The sequence below is a fragment of the Nocardiopsis halotolerans DSM 44410 genome (genome assembly GCF_000341065.1).
In the GTDB taxonomy this organism is placed as follows: Bacteria; Actinomycetota; Actinomycetes; order Streptosporangiales; family Streptosporangiaceae; genus Nocardiopsis; species Nocardiopsis halotolerans.
In genome coordinates, this window is record NZ_ANAX01000179.1 from 1 (window position 1) to 15848 (window position 15848).

The 15848-nt window shown below is 72.3% G+C and carries 13 protein-coding genes and 1 pseudogene; 7 read left to right on the forward strand and 7 right to left on the reverse strand.

Annotation, left to right across the window (positions count from 1 at the left end; translation table 11 throughout):
• Positions 1-40: 40 nt before the first annotated feature.
• The 4 genes from D455_RS0113850 to D455_RS0113865 form a co-directional block, all read right to left on the reverse strand.
• On the reverse strand, positions 41-1264 hold the full coding sequence (locus D455_RS0113850) for an aminoglycoside phosphotransferase family protein (RefSeq protein ID WP_017571314.1): 1224 nt from the start codon (positions 1262-1264) through the stop codon (positions 41-43).
• Positions 1261-2667, reverse strand: a complete 1407-nt coding sequence (locus tag D455_RS0113855; RefSeq protein WP_026122612.1) for a ligase — start codon at positions 2665-2667, stop codon at positions 1261-1263. The genes D455_RS0113850 and D455_RS0113855 overlap by 4 nt, the downstream gene beginning before the upstream one ends.
• Positions 2667-4796: a hypothetical protein gene (locus D455_RS0113860; RefSeq protein ID WP_017571316.1), complete on the reverse strand. Its 2130-nt coding sequence runs from the start codon at positions 4794-4796 to the stop codon at positions 2667-2669. Before D455_RS0113860 ends, D455_RS0113855 begins: the two co-directional genes overlap by 1 nt.
• A gap of 193 nt (positions 4797-4989) precedes the next feature.
• A complete protein-coding gene (locus D455_RS0113865) occupies positions 4990-5382 on the reverse strand; it encodes a hypothetical protein (protein WP_017571317.1) in 393 nt (130 codons plus the stop codon).
• 371 nt (positions 5383-5753) lie between these two features.
• On the opposite strand from D455_RS0113865, the gene purN reads away from it, so the two are divergent.
• From purN to D455_RS0113880, 3 genes are read left to right on the forward strand one after another with little or no spacing between them, the layout of a single operon-like run.
• Positions 5754-6389, forward strand: coding sequence for a phosphoribosylglycinamide formyltransferase (gene purN / locus D455_RS0113870; protein WP_017571318.1), 636 nt, complete (start codon positions 5754-5756; stop codon positions 6387-6389).
• Positions 6386-7954 (forward strand): bifunctional phosphoribosylaminoimidazolecarboxamide formyltransferase/IMP cyclohydrolase, encoded by a 1569-nt coding sequence (gene purH, locus D455_RS0113875; RefSeq protein WP_017571319.1) that lies wholly within the window; start codon positions 6386-6388, stop codon positions 7952-7954. Before purN ends, purH begins: the two co-directional genes overlap by 4 nt.
• 15 nt (positions 7955-7969) lie before the next feature.
• Positions 7970-8827: a bifunctional methylenetetrahydrofolate dehydrogenase/methenyltetrahydrofolate cyclohydrolase gene (locus D455_RS0113880; RefSeq protein WP_017571320.1), complete on the forward strand. Its 858-nt coding sequence runs from the start codon at positions 7970-7972 to the stop codon at positions 8825-8827.
• Positions 8828-9083: 256 nt separating this feature from the next.
• Here D455_RS0113880 and D455_RS0113885 read toward each other — a convergent pair whose 3' ends face one another.
• A complete protein-coding gene (locus D455_RS0113885; protein WP_017571321.1) occupies positions 9084-9689 on the reverse strand; it encodes an FHA domain-containing protein in 606 nt (201 codons plus the stop codon).
• Positions 9690-10159: 470 nt separating this feature from the next.
• On the opposite strand from D455_RS0113885, the gene D455_RS36160 reads away from it, so the two are divergent.
• From D455_RS36160 to D455_RS0113905, 4 genes are all read left to right on the forward strand, one after another.
• Positions 10160-10750, forward strand: a complete 591-nt coding sequence (locus D455_RS36160) for a DUF3017 domain-containing protein (RefSeq protein WP_394296637.1) — start codon at positions 10160-10162, stop codon at positions 10748-10750.
• A gap of 329 nt (positions 10751-11079) precedes the next feature.
• The gene (locus tag D455_RS0113895; protein WP_017571323.1) at positions 11080-12297 is read left to right on the forward strand and encodes an NADP-dependent isocitrate dehydrogenase; all 1218 of its coding nucleotides are present in this window, start codon (positions 11080-11082) and stop codon (positions 12295-12297) included.
• A 548-nt stretch (positions 12298-12845) separates the two neighbouring features.
• Positions 12846-13241, forward strand: coding sequence for an ArsR/SmtB family transcription factor (locus tag D455_RS0113900; protein ID WP_017571324.1), 396 nt, complete (start codon positions 12846-12848; stop codon positions 13239-13241).
• Positions 13238-13735, forward strand: a complete 498-nt coding sequence (locus D455_RS0113905) for an SRPBCC family protein (protein ID WP_017571325.1) — start codon at positions 13238-13240, stop codon at positions 13733-13735. Before D455_RS0113900 ends, D455_RS0113905 begins: the two co-directional genes overlap by 4 nt.
• A gap of 36 nt (positions 13736-13771) precedes the next feature.
• Here the strand turns inward: D455_RS0113905 and D455_RS0113910 are convergent, their stop codons facing one another.
• On the reverse strand, positions 13772-15043 hold the full coding sequence (locus D455_RS0113910; protein ID WP_026122613.1) for an LCP family protein: 1272 nt from the start codon (positions 15041-15043) through the stop codon (positions 13772-13774).
• A 159-nt stretch (positions 15044-15202) separates the two neighbouring features.
• Positions 15203-15848, reverse strand: a pseudogene (locus tag D455_RS0113915) (GHMP kinase); the annotation flags it as partial.

The following is a 15848-nucleotide window of genomic DNA, read 5'->3' on the forward strand; positions in this document are numbered from 1 at the left end:
ATGCGGTGGAACGGGGTGCTCCGGGACATCGGAGGTCCTTTCAGGTTCGGTGGGCCGCCTCGTGGGCCGCCCTCTCCTGGAGCCCCTCCAGCGCGGGGAGCAGCCAGTCGTCCACGGCCGCCAGGTGGCCGCCGCTCTCGGCCTGCCGGTCGTGCAGGTACCGGGTGGCCAGATCGATCAGATACAGCGCCATCACCGTGGACACCGTGTGGGAGCGCACCCCGGTCTCGGACATCAGCGGGTCGCGCAGCAGCCGTGACCCGCTCTCCAACCACCGGTGCACGCCCGGGTGGACCCCGGCCTGCACACACTCGTTGAGGTCGTAGTGCAGGGCGTCGAAGCCCGCGGGCGCGTCCATGGCGAGCCGTTCCCAGTCCCACACGAACGCGCGCCGTGCGGTGCTCGCGATGTTCCACCTGGTCAGGTCGCCGTGCCAGGCGCCGAAAGGCACGTACACGTCGGGCAGACGGCGCAGCGCCGCACGCAGCGGCGCCGCCTCGGGGCGCGTTCCCAGAGTCACGATCCGCTCCTCCAGCGACCGCCGGTAGGGGCTCTCGGAGAGTCTGCGCCGCCGCACCCTCGTCAGCCCGACGATCTGCGCCACGCACCGCAGCAGCTGGCGCCGGGTGGGCCGGTCGGTCTGGTCGCCGACCGGCAGGGCCTCCTGCACCAGCAGCGGATGGCCGTTCCACTCGCCCTCGTGCAGCAGCCGGGGAACGGTCACGTCCGGCAGGCGGGCGTCGGCCAGGTGGCGCAGCGCCCGCGTCTCGGCGCGCACGAGCCGCGAGGTCAGGTCGTTGATGGCCACCTTGGCGTAGCCGATCGTGCGACCGCCGGGCGTGAGCAGCAGGAGGACGGGTTTGCGGTTGGCCCGGGGCGGGCCCACGTGGATGGCGATGGCCAGGTCGCGGTCCAGCGCCGACGTGAGCGCGTGCTCGATGCCCGGCCCCGCCCCCACGTACAGGCGGTCGCGGAGCAGCAGTGGGGCCAGCCCGGTGGCGAACGCCCCGGTCAGCAGCAGCGTGCGCGCCCTCTCCCGGAACGAGTGGCCCTGGGAGAAGGACGTGATTCCCCGGGTGGCCGCGGAGCGGTCGTACGCGGGCAGTATCACCCTCGGGTTGTGCGCGTTGGGCACCGGCAGGTACTGGGCGCCCCGGTCGCGGCGGACCAGCCGTCGCATACCGCGGTCGCCGGGCCCGAGCAGCCCGCCGCACGGCCACAGCACCGCGGCGAGGTCGGTCAGGTAGGTCGTCTCGCTGTTCATCGAAGACCCCCGCGGGTGCGCGCGGTCCGCCGCCGGAGCACCGGTTCCTCGCCCCGCCACAGCAGGGCGACGGCGACCATGGTGACGACCAGCGGGGACATCAGCGCGACGTAGAAGAACATGTACCAGAACAGCAGCAGCACGGTCAGCAGCGCGCCCCGTCCCACCAGGGAGGCCGTCGCCCGGTAGCGCCACACGACGTGCGCGAAGAAGGCGAGCATGAGGGCGGTCCCCATCCACCCGCTGGAGATCAGGGTCATCCACAGCTGGCCCGCGTTGCCGATGACGTGCTGTCCGCATCCGGGGCATTCGGGCGTGGGGCCGATCGCGATCGAGGCCGGACTGCCCTGGCTCTCCCGTGTGGTGCCCCAGCCCACGACGGGGGACAGGTGGGCGGCCTCCACGGACGCCGCGTTGGTGGCGGCGCGGCCGTCGTCGCTGTGCGGGTTGTCGAACCTCGCCAGCACCACGTCGGTGAGCGGCGACGCGGCGAACACCAGCAGCGCGGCCAGGCCCGCGACGGCGCAGGCGCCCACCAGGACCACCCGCCCGCGGCGCAGTGCCACCACGGCTCCGTAGGCCACGGACAGTACGAGTCCCGCCCACAGGGCCCGGTTGAGCGAGTACACGGCGGGAACCACCGACAGCGCGGCGGCGGCCAGCGCACCCCAGCGCACCCAGAGGGAACCCCGTGCCACCCAGCCCACGACCAGCCACACCAGCAGCAGGGAGAGCATGTAACCCCAGATGTTGGTGTACTCCCAGGGCGCCTTGGGCCGGGCCGACGCGTACCCGAGGATGTCCATGACCTGAGCGGACGCCGGGTGGATGAGGTCCCGCATGTAGGGGTCGGAGGTCAGGGAGGCGGGAAGCAGGTACTCCGTCGGTGCCGTGAACTCGAACCGGGGGGCCAGCATGCCCAGGTAGCCGCCCGCGATCGTGGCCAGGCACAGCACCGCCAGCGCCCACACGACCAGGCGGGTGGGGAGTTCGCGCTCGGAGAGGTTGCCGACGTAGAGGAGAAGGACGGTCAGCACCAGGTAGTTGACCACCCGGAGCGCGGCGCCGCCGTACCCGCCGCTGTGGGGCACGGTGCCGGGCATCTCCAGGTGGACCAGGAACAGGCCCAGCACCGTCCACAGCAGGAACAGCGCCCACAACCAGAACCCCGGGGGGACCCGCAGCCCCACGGCGCGGTGGCGGCGCACCAGTTCGGCCGCCATCGGAACCGCGAACAGCCAGTACGCGAACTGGCCCATACCCAGGGCCCACCACAGCGGGTATCCGGCCAGCACCCACACCAGCGGCCAGCCCGTGACGGGGGAGCGGTCGCCCACCGGAGGCGGGCCCGCGGTTGCCCACCCGACCGTCCGGGAACCGCGGGCGGACGTGCTCCATGCCATCAGCGCCGGGCCTCCGAGGAGGCGTCCGTGGCGGAGGGATCCCCGTCGTCCCCGTCTGTCGAGGAGTCCTCCGGGCTCTCCGCGAAGGCCACCAGGGCCTCAGCCGCCTCGGAACTGCTGACGGTCGCCCCGGATCCGTGCACCTCCTCAGCGGCTTCGGTCAGTCCGAAGGCCTTCCTCGCCTCCGCGGCGGCCGCGTCCCCCGTGCCTTCCGGGGTCACGGGGATCTCGGTGGCCCCGTCGGAGCCCAGTACACGGGGAACCTCGAAGTCCACGGGGATCTCGCCGCCACCGGGAACCCTCGCGTCCCCTGCCGCCTCGGCGGCCCCGCCGGTGTCACCGTCGGTCCCGTCGGTGTCAGTGGCCCGAGGACGCGCGGCCGTTCCGGCGCCCTTGGTCCCGGGGGTCCCGGCGGCCACGGGCACATCGCTGACGATGCCGGTCAGCGCGATCCCCGACGCTCCACGGGCCTTCGCGGGCTCCTCCGCCTCAGCGGTCTCGCGATCCCCGTCGGTTCCGGCGGGCACCTCGCTCCCGCGCCCCGGACCGGAGGGGCCACCGGCGGAGGGCGACGCCACCGGCGCGGGTCCGGCCAGCGGCTGGCGCGGCAGGACGGCCGTACCGGGAACGGGCACGCCGAACCGGTCGGCGAGGACCAGCAGGCCGGTCAGGTCCGCCCCGCGCGTGCGACCCAGTTCGACCACCGGCAGCAGCAGGTCGGCCGTGCCGGCCAGGGCGTGCACGTCGGCCCGCTCGCGCACCGGCGCCGCGGCGACCACCACGTACTCGGCTCCCGCGCGCAGCAGCCGTACCAGCTCCGACGTCGCGGTGTCCTGCACCGGCGCGTTCATGCCCGGCGACCCGTACCGCAGGACCCGCAGCCGCGGCGCCACGTCGGGGCGCACCTCCAGGCTGGCGGGGTCCTCGCCCTCCAGCAACGCCTCCGCCAGACCGGGCCCCTCCGGGAGCCCCAGCAGCTCGCCGATGGTGTCGGTGCGCGGATCCGTGCACACCAGCAACGTCTCCGAGCCCGTGCGGGCCAGGGCCGCGGCCAGGTTCACCGCGGTCGCCGTGCCCGCGCGGCCCGGCGTGGTCGCGGCGACGAGCAGGACGCGGCCGGATCCGGATCCCTCGGCTTCCGGCTCGGTGACCTCGTCGGACGCGGCCCCGGCGGCGAGACGGGCGCGCACCAGGTGCGTGAACTCGTGCACCCGCTGGCCCAGGAGATCGTCGTCGGACAGCAGCCCGGGGGAGCGCACGCCCCGCCGCGCGCGCTCGGACAGGTCGAGCAGCACCGGCACCGCGCCGATCCGGGCGGTGTCCTCGGTACCGTGCAGACGCGGGTCGAGACGGTCGCGGACCACGGCCGCGAGCAGCCCCGTCAGGAGGCCGAGCGCGGCACCGCCGACCAGCCACAGGACCGGTCTCGGGCTGCTGGCGTCCTCCGGGAGGTCCGCCGGGGTGATGACCCGTCCGGGGTCGACGGTCTCCGCCAGCGCGCTGAGCGGAGTGATGGCGTCGCCCAGTTCGGTGATCTCCGCGCGCAGCGCGTCCACGCGCGCGTCCCCGCCCGGGGTGCCCTCGGCGGCGGCCTCGGCGAGGTCCTCGTAGCGGGCCTCCTGCTCGCCGCGCAGCGCCTCCAGGTGGTCGCCGATCAGATCGTCGATCCCCGTCCGGCGCAGCTTCAGGTAGACGTCGGCGTAGGCCTGCGCACCCGCACGCGCGGCCTCGGGATCGGGCGCGGAGTAGCTGATCTCCAGCACGCTGCTGTTGGGGGGCACGCTCACGTCCACGCGCTCGCGCAGCTCCTCGGCGCCGGGTCCGTCCCCGGGCAGGGCCTCGGCCACGGCGGACGACACACGGTCCGACATGAGGATCTGCGCCTCGGTGTCGAGGTTGACCTCCCCGGCCAGGCGACCCGAGCGCTCCCCGGTGAACTCCGCCATCCCGCTGGGCCGCACCTGGACGGCGGCGACGGAGGTGTGGGTGGCGGGGAGGCCGATCACCGCGGCGGAGGCGAGTGCCAGTCCGCCGAGCACACCGGCGCCGAGCAGCCGCCAGCGGCGGGGCAGCACCGCCGTGTACTCCCTGAGTTCCGGTCCGGACGGGCCGGGGGCGTCGGTGTCCATCGAGTCCTCTCCGCGCAAGGGTGGTCAACACTTTTAGTTATTGATTGCATACTAAGTGTAGTCCCTTGGGGGGTGGCAGACGTGTGGAACGGCAGCCGTTTCCCCACATGAAAGGCGGCCGGAAAACCCACCGGCGGGTCCGTGGACACGAAAAGGGGCGGTGGGACACGCCCCACCGCCCCGGGTCAGACCCTCAGCTGATGACCACCGTGGGCGGAAGGCCGGTGGAGGACTCCCACGCCTCGTCGCACTCCTCCTGGCTGGACACCGTGTGCGCGAGGGCCGAGCAGGTCCGGTACTCCTCCATCTGCTCCTGGTACACCACGGCCACCGAGAACAGCGCCAGGGACATCACGACCCCCAGTGCGCCCACGACCACGCTCAGCAGCGCGCCCGGCGCCTCCGTACGGTTCGTCCGCGCGGTCCGCCGCGCACGGAAACCCTGCACGACGCCGAACACGGACAGCACGACCCCGTAGGGAGGCAGCAGCAGGCCGGCCATCCCGAAGAACAGGCCCCACAGGCCGCCGCGCTCGGCTCGGGGCGGCTGGCCCCCGGATCGCGGCTCCGGGCTGTTGTCGGTCAAGGTTCACTCCTTAGGGACGCCCCGCTCGGGGCGCCGTTCCGCTTCCGCCTGCGCGGAGGGTACACGCTGTTCGGGCTCACGCCGGCCGGAGGGGAGCCGAGACCCCCGTCACAGGACGGCCAACCCCCCACTCCCCGTGGGGTAGACGCTACCTGGCCCGATAGGGTGGGGGCGCGGACGGGCCGAGCGGGCCCGGCCGTCACCCACCACACCCGCGGAGACCTCCGTGGAGGGGTGGGTCACCCGACGCTCCGGCCCCGTGCCGGGTGTACGCGAAATCCGGATGCTGCGCCGTCCCCCGGCGCCCCCGGGACGCGGGAAACGGCTCCCGCGCCGTTCTCTACACAATGGGAGAAGCATTGTCCGCGCGAGTGGTGGTCCTCATATCGGGCACGGGCAGCAACATGGCCGCCCTGCTGGAGGCGGCCGAGGATCCGGCCTACGGAGCGAGCGTCGTCGCCGTCGGCGCCGACCGCGAGGGGACCCGCGGCATCGAACGGGCCGAGGAGGCCGGGGTGCCCACGTTCGTCGTCCCCTTCCGTTCCTTCGCCGACCGCTCGCAATGGAACGCCGCCATGGCCGAGCGCATCAGCGAGCACCGCCCCGACCTGGTGGTCTCCGCGGGGTTCATGCGCATCCTCGGCCCCGCCGTCGTCGGCAGTCACCCCGCGGTCAACATCCACCCGGCGCTCCTCCCCTCCTTCCCCGGCGCGCACGCCGTCCGTGACGCGCTCGCCCACGGTGTCCGTGTCACCGGCACCACCATCCACTTCCTCGACGAGGGCGTCGACTCCGGGCCGATCATCGACCAGGTGGCGGTTCCCGTCGAGGACGACGATGACGAAGCCAGCCTCCACGAGCGCATCAAGGCCGTGGAGCGGACGATGCTGGTCGACACGGTCGGCAGGCTCGCCCGCGAGGGCTGGACCATCGACGGCAGGCACGTGCGGTTCGGCCGCACCGAGCAGCGCGTCACCGACGCGACCGACACGAAGGAGAACCGGTGACCCAGCAGGCCATCAGGCGTGCGTTGATCAGCGTCTACGACAAGACCGGTCTGGAGGAGCTGGGCATCGGCCTGGCCGAGGCCGGGGTGGAGATCGTCTCCACCGGCTCCACCGCCGCGCGGTTGCGCGCCGCCGACATCCCCGTCACCCCCGTGGAGGACGTCACCGGCTTCCCCGAGATCATGGAGGGCCGGGTCAAGACCCTGCACCCCTCCGTGCACGCCGGACTCCTCGCCGACCAGAACAACCCCGAGCACGTCGCCAGGATCGAGGAGTTGGGCATCGCCCCCTTCGACCTGGTCGTGGTCAACCTCTACCCCTTCCAGGACACCGTCGCCTCGGGCGCCTCCGAGGCCGACTGCATCGAGAAGATCGACATCGGCGGCCCCGCCATGGTGCGCGCCTCGGCCAAGAACCACGGCAGCGTCGCGGTCGTGGTCGACCCGGGCAGCTACGACGCCGCCCTGGAGGCCATCCGCGACGGCGGCTTCACCCTGGAGCAGCGCAAGCGCCTGGCCGGGCTCGCCTTCCAGCACACCGCCACCTACGACGCGGCCGTCGCCGGGTGGTTCGCGGCGGCCTACGCCCCCGACGAGGAGGCCGCGGAGTCGGGATGGTCCGACTTCCTCGGCGTCACCTACAAGCGCGGGAGCGTGCTGCGCTACGGGGAGAACCCCCACCAGAAGGCCGCGCTGTACACCGTGGCGGGCGCCCCGGCGACAGGCCTGGCCGGGGCCGAGCAGCTGCACGGCAAGGCGATGTCCTACAACAACTACGTGGACGCCGACGCCGCGCTGCGCGCCGCCCACGACTTCGACCAGCCCTGCGTGGCCATCATCAAGCACGCCAACCCGTGCGGTATCGCGGTCGGCGCCGACAACGCCGAGGCCCACCAGAAGGCGCACGCCTGCGATCCGGTGTCGGCCTTCGGCGGCGTCATCGCCACCAACCGCCCCGTCGGGGAGAAGCTGGCCGGGCAGATCGCGGAGATCTTCACCGAGGTCGTCGTCGCCCCCGCCTTCGAACCCGCGGCCCTGGAGGTCCTCACCCGCAAGAAGAACATCCGCCTGCTCGTGGCGGACGGATCCGGGACCAACGCGTGCACGGAGGACCGCGAGATCAGCGGCGGCCTGCTGGTGCAGTCCCGCGACGCGATCGACGCCCCCGGCGACGACCCCTCCACCTGGACCCTGGCCACCGGAGAGGCCGCCGACGAGGCCACCCTGGCCGACCTGGCCTTCGCCTGGCGGGCCGTGCGCGCGGTCAAGTCCAACGCCATCCTCCTGGCCTCCGGCGGCGCCACCGTGGGCGTGGGCATGGGCCAGGTCAACCGCGTGGACTCCGCCCGCCTGGCGGTCACGCGCGCGGGTGACCGGGTGACCGGCTCCGTGGCGGCCAGCGACGCCTTCTTCCCCTTCCCGGACGGTCTGGAGATCCTCACCGGGGCGGGTGTGCGCGCCGTCGTCCAGCCCGGCGGATCGGTCCGCGACGAGGAGGTCGTCGCCGCGGCCAAGGCGGCCGGGGTGACCATGTACCTCACCGGGACCCGGCACTTCTTCCACTAAGCGAGGTAGCAACGCATGAGCGCGATCGTTCTCGACGGCAAGGCCGTCGCGAAGTCCATTCGTGAGGAACTCTCCGAGCGGGTGGCGAAACTGCACGACCGCGGGATCACTCCGGGCCTGGGCACGGTCCTGGTCGGCGACGACCCGGGCAGCCACTCCTACGTGCGCGGCAAGCACCGCGACTGCGCACAGGTGGGCATCGCGAGCATCCGCCGCGACCTGCCCGCCGACGCCACCCAGGAGGAGGTGGAGCGGGCCGTCCACGAGCTCAACGAGGATCCGGCCTGCACCGGCTACATCGTGCAGTTGCCGCTGCCGAAGGGCCTGGACGAGAACCGCGTGCTGGGCCTGATCGACCCGGCCAAGGACGCGGACGGTCTCCAGCCCTCCAACCTCGGCAGGCTGGTGCTGATGCAGGAGGCGCCGCTGCCGTGCACCCCGCGCGGCATCGTGGAGCTGCTCACCCGCTACGACGTGCCGATCCGGGGAGCCGAGGTGGTCGTGGTCGGACGCGGCGTGACCGTGGGCCGCCCCCTCGGCCTGCTGCTGACCCGCCGGTCGGAGAACGCCACCGTCACCCTGTGCCACACCGGCACCCGGGACCTGGCCGAGCACACGCGCGAGGCGGACATCATCGTCGCCGGTGCCGGTGTGCCGGGCCTCATCACCAAGGACATGGTGAAGCCGGGCGCGGCCGTGCTGGACGTCGGCGTCTCGCGCACCGAGTCCGGCCTGGTCGGCGACGTCGTGCCCGACGTGGCCGAGGTGGCCGGGCACCTGTCCCCGAACCCCGGCGGCGTGGGCCCGATGACCCGGGCGATGCTGCTGGTGAACGTGGTGGAGGCGGCCGAGCGGCAGGCAGCCGAGCTCTAGCGGGACGACCGGAAGGGTTCACCGACTCCCAGCCACACTGGCGACGTGCCCGGTCAGCCCGTGAACGGGGCGGGGTACGGGAGACGCCTTCGGGACGGTGGTCGCCGCCACCGTCCCGAAGGCCGTCCGCCCGTCCGCGTGCGGACGACCCAGGACGTCTCTCAGCGTTCGCATCCCATCACTCCGGGTAGCGCACCTCGGCCCCATCCGGTGCCGTGAGGCTCCTCCGGCGGACGCGGGGAACCCTCGCGGGCGGTCAGCTGGCCTTGCGGGCCGGGCCGCCCATCGGCATCGGCCGGACCAGGCCCAGCGCCACGACCTCGTTGGCCAGCCGTGTCCTGCGGTTCTGCCCTTCGGGGATGCGGAACTTCTGGTACAGCCGCAGCAGGTGCTGCTTGACCGCCGCCTCGGTGACCACCAGCGCCTCGGCGATGTCCCGGGCGGTGGCGGGGGCGACGAAGGCCTCCTCCGACAACGCGGGCTGGCACAGCGCGGTCAGCACGTCCAGCTCCCGGCGGGTGAGCTCGGGGGCGGCGCCGCGGCGCAGCTCGATGTCGGGGCTGATCTGCTCCTTGGGGAGCCCGCCGATCCGGCAGCGGGCGGTACCGAAACTGACCACGTCGCCCTCACCCAGAACCCTGCGGGCGATGGGGCGGCCGTTCACACGGGTTCCGTTGCGGGACAGCCCCAGGTCGACCACGTAGACGTAGGGGCCGCGGCGGACCAGTTCGGCGTGCAGTTGGGAGACGCTCGGGTCGTTCAGCCGGATGTCGGCGCCCTCTCCGCGGCCGACCGTGGTGACCTCCCCGGCGAGTTGGCGGATGTCCCCGGTCTCTTCGACCCGCAGGTAGGGCCCGTCCACGGTGGTTCCTCCCGGACTCGGGTGGCGCTGCCGGTGGGGATGCGGGCGACGGTGGTGGAGGGGAGGCTGTCGGGGGGTGACGGTTCGGTCTACACGTTGAGTGGGCTTCATGGGGGTGGTCCTCGCTCACCGGTGCACTCATCTCCACCTTGGTTACCCGGGTGGTAAGCGTTCTACGCGCTTACTTCGGAGTTAGACGGATAAGGCGCGCAAATACGGCTCTGTGACCGAACCGGATGGAGGAAACGGTCATCAGCGGAGGACGCAAGAGGTGAGACCGTTTCCGTGAGCCCTGAGGAGGCGGCGACGCGGAACACTACAATGGGCGCTGTCTCTCCCGGACGGGAAGTCTCGCTTCCCGCACGGCACCGCCGAAACCCTCAGGGACGCGAACCTCCGGAGCGGTGTTCGGTTTCGGACAACCCATCACCGGCGGGTGGCCGTTCCGTGCCAGTCCCCGGGAGGAGACCGTGAACGAGCCGCGAGGCGGCCAGGCAATTCGTAACCGAACGGGTCGGGACGCGGTGGACGAAGCGGGGCAGGCGAAGTTGGCGGACGCGGACGAGGACGCGCTCGACGGGAAGGCGCCCGGGGCCCACGGCGGGGACACGCCCGCCGAGGACCGGCGGGGGGAGGAGGCCTCCGGCGGACGGCGGTCCGGCGGGGACTCCGCGAAGGACCCCGTGGAGGGGTCCGGGGAGGAACTCCCGGAGGACCGGGGAACGGATCCCGCGGAGGCCGAGGAGGACACGTACTCCGGCGAGGAGCTGGTGAACCCGAAGGTGCCGAGGGTGCCGTACTGGCTCTCGCAGGTGCCCTACCTCCTCGTCCTGTCGGCGCTCGCGGCGGGGATCGTGGTCGTGGCCGCGGCCCACTTCAAGCGGGGCCCGGCGATCATCGCGGGCGCGCTGCTGCTGGCGGCGGCCTTCCGGGCGTTCCTTCCCAGGGACTGGATCGGCATGCTCGCGGTACGCCGCCGATGGGTCGATCTGCTCACCCTGACCACCCTCGCGGTCCTCCTGATCGTGTTGGCATGGGTGGCGCCGCAACTCTCTGCCTAGAGTCTGTCCTTGGACGGGCCTCGGTTCCGGGGCCGCTCGGGCGCTCGAACGGGAGGAGTGCCGCGCGTGGCGTCCGTCGAGGGTGGTGGACCGGCAGGGCGCGGAGCGCCCCGGAGTGAAGCGGAGGCCAAAGAAGAACGCGCCTTGGGCGTCGAATAAGCTTGATGTCGAGATACCGCGACACCGACGAAGATCACCGCCTCCGGGGAGCACGGACCCCGGACGGATCGGGTGACCGCCGTGCGCGGACCGGATCCGGCCACGAGCCGGGCGCCGGGCCTCCGCCGCACGAGGCGGTGGAACAAGACTGAAGGGACAGCCACACAGCCATGGCCAAGATCAAGGTCGAGAACCCCGTAGTCGAGCTCGACGGCGACGAGATGACCCGGATCATCTGGTCCTTCATCAAGGACCGTCTGATCCTCCCCTACCTCGACGTCGACCTGAAGTACTACGACCTGGGCATCGAGGAGCGCGACCGCACCGACGACCAGATCACCGTCGACGCCGCCAACGCCATCAAGGAGCACGGCGTCGGCGTCAAGTGCGCCACCATCACCCCGGACGAGGCCCGGGTCGAGGAGTTCGGCCTCAAGAAGATGTGGCGGTCGCCCAACGGCACCATCCGCAACATCCTCGGCGGCGTCGTCTTCCGCGAGCCCATCATCTGCGAGAACGTGCCCCGCCTGGTCCCCGGCTGGACCCAGCCGATCATCATCGGCCGCCACGCCCACGGCGACCAGTACAAGGCCACCGACTTCAAGGTCCCCGGCCCCGGCACGGTCACCATGACCTACACCCCGGCCGACGGCAGCGAGCCGGTCGAGTTCGACGTCGCGAACTTCCCCGAGGCGGGCGGCGTCGCGATGGGCATGTACAACTTCCGCAAGTCCATCGAGGACTTCGCGCGCGCGAGCCTGAACTACGGCCTGGACCGCAACTACCCGGTCTACATGTCCACCAAGAACACGATCCTCAAGTCCTACGACGGCATGTTCAAGGACGTGTTCCAGGAGATCTACGAGACCGAGTTCAAGGAGCGGTTCGACGCCGCCGGCCTGACCTACGAGCACCGCCTCATCGACGACATGGTCGCCGCCGCGCTCAAGTGGGAGGGCGGCTACGTCTGGGCCTGCAAGAACTACGACGGTGACGTGCAGTCCGACACGGTGGCCCAGGGCTTCGGTTCCCTCGGCCTGATGACCTCGGTCCTGCGCACCGCCGACGGCCGCACGGTCGAGGCCGAGGCCGCCCACGGCACGGTGACCCGTCACTACCGCCAGCACCAGCAGGGCAAGCCCACCTCGACCAACCCGATCGCCTCCATCTTCGCGTGGACCCGCGGTCTGGAGCACCGGGGCAAGCTCGACAACACCCCGAAGGTCGTGGAGTTCGCCAACACCCTGGAGGACGTCGTCGTCAGGACCGTCGAGGGCGGTCAGATGACCAAGGACCTCGCGCTGCTGGTCGGCGGCGACCAGGAGTGGCTGACCACCGAGCAGTTCCTCGCCGCCCTGGACGAGAACCTCGCCAAGCGCCTGGCCTGATCTCCACCGGACCGCTCCGCGCGGCCGGTGAGACCCTGACCACGCCCGGGGGCCCGAGAGGGGCCGCCCGGGCGTGGCCGTGTCCGGGCGGCGCGCGACCGGTCCGGCGGGGCCCGGACGTCGGGAATGCCGTGTTCGCGGGGCTTCGAACCCACGGGTCCGCCAAAGTTTCCCGGCGTGTTTCCCGTGTTCGGCGTACATACACGGGCACGTGGTGGGATGATGGCGAAGCCGGATTACCGGAGCGGCCACTGGGTGCGACATAGGCCACGTGCGCAGAATTCGCTCCTCTCGCGAACTTTGACCTATTGTGGAGTCGTGCCGGTGAGAACCGGCAGGCCAGAGCGGGTTTCCCCCTCTGCCACACAGACCGACGTGCCGGCCGTGCGCCCGCTGGGGGGTAGGCGCGCACAGTACGGAACGTCACGAAGAAGGGCCCGTCGCTTCGGCGACGGGCCCTTCGCCTTTCTCGGGACGCCCTCCCCACGCCTTCCACGCGCTCGCCTCCTCCTGGCGTGAAGCGTAACCCATGGGTTACGCTTTCTGTCATGGACGACGTGGCCAACGCGATCGCCGATCCGGTGCGCCGGCGGATCCTCGACCTCCTGCGCACGGGCGACCTGACGGCGGGGGACGTCGCGGCGCGCTTCACGATCAGCCGTCCCGCGGTCAGCCGCCACCTGCGGGTTCTGCGGGAGAGCGGGCTCGTCCGGGACCGGCTCGTCGGACGTCAGCGCCTCTACGGCGTCCGTCCGGAGGGCCTGTCCGAGCTGGGCGGCTGGATCTCACGGTTCACCGAACCGGCCACCGGGACGACCTCCGCCGCCCCTGGGCGCGCCCTGTGGGAACAGCGGCTCGACGCGCTGGAGACGGAGGTCCACCGGACCCGACGGGAACGCCCGTCACGGGAGCACACGCGGACCGACCAAGGGGAGAGCGCATGAGCACCACACCGACCGGACGCCTGTTCGCCGCCGGAGAGGGGAACGAGCTGGTACTGACACGCACCTTCCGCGCTCCGGCGGACGACGTCTGGCGCAGTGTCACCGAACCCGAGCGCACCGCCCGCTGGTTCGGGCCCTGGGAGGGGGAAGCCGGTCCCGGGCGCACGGTGCGGCTCCAGATGGCCCACGAGGAGGGCGCGCCGTGGTGCGACCTGCGCGTCGACGCGTGCGATCCGCCCCACCGCCTCGCCGTCTCGATGGACGACGAGGCGGGCGTCTGGCCCATGGAGCTGACCCTCGCCGAGAGCGGCGGGACCACCACGCTGACACTGACGCACTCCCTCCGCGCGGGGGCGCCGCTGGGCGAGATCGGGCCCGGCTGGGAGTACTACCTCGACATGCTCGTGGCCTCGCGTGAGGGGCGGGACCTGCCCGACTTCGACGACTACCACCCGGCGCAGAAGGCCTACTTCGAGGGGCTCGTGCCGGAGTAGCGCCCCCGCCGAACCGGCGGGGGGNTCCGGCCCCGTCTACTGCTGGAAGGCGCTCTCGGGGATCGGCTCCCCGGCCCGCATGGCGGAGAACATCTCCTCGGCACGGGTCTCGTCCCAGAGCACCACCGAGCCGACCCCGGGCAGCGTGGGCGTGCTGCCCACGGGGACCGCGGTGGTCTCGGTACCGCCGCGCATCGCCAGGAGCAGGCTGGCCAGGTTCCCCAGACCGTCATCATCGTCCACCATGAAGGTGTCGGTGCCCGCGAGGACCAGGGGAACGGACTCGAAGGGATTGAACAGGGTGGAGGGGGCGCTGGCCTTCTGGACCAGCGCGGAGAAGAACTCGCGCTGACGGGCGATGCGGTCCAGGTCGGCGCGGGGGGTGGCGCGGGTGCGCACGTAGCCCAGGGCGGTGGCGCCCTCCATCAGCTGGCAGCCCGCCTCGACGTCCAGCCCCGCCTTGGGGTCGGTGATGGGCTGCTCCGGGCACATCTCGACGCCGCCGACCGCGTCCACGATGTCGACGAAACCGCCCATGCCGATCTCCACGTAGTGGTCGATGTGCACGCCCGACGCGCGCTCGAAGGTCTCCACGAGGGGAGCGGGGCCGCCGCAGACCTCCTCGCCCGCGTCGTTCGTGCCGCACACGGCACCCGCGAAGGAGGCGTTGATCTTGTTCTCACCGAAGCCGGGGACGGCCAGGGGCACGTAGGAGTCGCGGGGGACGCTGACGATGACGGGGTCACCCGAGTCGGGGACGTAGAGCACCATGATGGTGTCGGTCCGCCGGCCCTCGGCGTAGCCGGTGGCCATCTGGTCCATCTCCTCCTCCGACAGCCCCTGACGGCTGTCGGAGCCGACGACCATGTAGGTCGTACCGGGCTGGTCGTCCGGGCGCCCCTCGTAGTCCTGGAGGGCGTCCACCCGCTCCAGGCGCGAGTCCGCGTACAGGTAGAACCCGCCGACGAGGCCCAGGGGGACGACCAGGAGGACCACCAGCACACCCACCACGATCGTGGTGGCCCGCCTGCGGCGGCGCTCCTTGCGCCTCCGCTCGATGCCGCGGCCGTCGTACACGCGACCGGCGCTGTGCGTGCGCTTCCGGGGCCGTGCCGGGCGGGCCGGGGGCACGTCCTCGGCGGGCGGGAGCCGCCGCGTCTCACCGACCACCCGCTGCTCGGACTCGCGCGGCCGGTAGAGCCTCTCGAACTCGTCAGGACTGCCCGGGGTGCCGCCGCGCCGGAACACGCCCTGTCTGTCGTGTTCACCGGTGCGGCCGGGATCCTCCCGGTTCCGTCGGTCAGCCATCGCATCGCCCATCTGCTCAGCGTCGTGGATCGCCTCGTCGCTACTTCCACCCTGTGTGATCGCGAAAAGGGTAGCGGGGTTCGGTCGAATGTCCCGGTCCGGGGCGCGCGGAACCCCCGCCGGGTGTGACCGGTGGCACGGACCCCGGCCGTGCGCGGTTCAACGCAGCCGGTGGGCACCCGCGGAGGGAACGGCGGTGCGCACCCTCGGAAGGGACAGACCCCCGGCGCCGAACTCCGTGACCAGCGCCTCCCCGATCCGTTCCACGTGTTCCTCCGCCGCCAACGCCAGCACGGTACCCGCCCAGCCGGACATCCGGACCCCGCGCGCCCCGGACCGTGAGGCGGCCTCGGCGACCAGCTCCACCTCCGGCGTGGGCAACCCGAACCGGCGCAGGGACAGGTGGGAGGCCGACAGGACGGGGCCGGTCTCCCCGAACCGTCCGGCGCGCAGCAGCCCCACCGCGGCGTTGAGCCGGTGCACCTCGGTGACCGCGTGCTCGACCCCGCGGCGCAGCACGGGGTCGGGCAGCCGGTCCAGCGCCCCCGACAGGTCCTGGACCGCGCGCAGCGGCCCCAGGGTACGTTGCGCGCGCTCCAGTTCGGCGGAGCGGACCGAACGCAGGTCACGCCGCGGCAGGGCTCCGGTGTCCACCACCATCAGCCGTAGTCCGGCCTCGGCGAGGTCGAACGGCAGAACGGTGGTGCGCAGGGTCCTCAGGTTCACCCGGACCGCGCACCCGGGTCGGGCCGCCAGGGCCACCCGCTGGTCGACGGTGGCGCCCTCGGGCGGCGGCCCGCCGTCC

Bases quoted from the DNA above. Each gene is read 5' to 3' on its own strand.
- D455_RS0113850 (WP_017571314.1), bottom strand. From the start codon at position 1,264: ATGAACAGCGAGACGACCTACCTGACCGACCTCGCCGCGGTGCTGTGG.
- D455_RS0113855 (WP_026122612.1), bottom strand. From the start codon at position 2,667: ATGGCATGGAGCACGTCCGCCCGCGGTTCCCGGACGGTCGGGTGGGCA.
- D455_RS0113860 (WP_017571316.1), bottom strand. From the start codon at position 4,796: ATGGACACCGACGCCCCCGGCCCGTCCGGACCGGAACTCAGGGAGTAC.
- D455_RS0113880 (WP_017571320.1), top strand. From the start codon at position 7,970: ATGAGCGCGATCGTTCTCGACGGCAAGGCCGTCGCGAAGTCCATTCGT.
- D455_RS0113895 (WP_017571323.1), top strand. From the start codon at position 11,080: ATGGCCAAGATCAAGGTCGAGAACCCCGTAGTCGAGCTCGACGGCGAC.
- D455_RS0113900 (WP_017571324.1), top strand. From the start codon at position 12,846: ATGGACGACGTGGCCAACGCGATCGCCGATCCGGTGCGCCGGCGGATC.
- D455_RS0113905 (WP_017571325.1), top strand. From the start codon at position 13,238: ATGAGCACCACACCGACCGGACGCCTGTTCGCCGCCGGAGAGGGGAAC.
- D455_RS0113910 (WP_026122613.1), bottom strand. From the start codon at position 15,043: ATGGCTGACCGACGGAACCGGGAGGATCCCGGCCGCACCGGTGAACAC.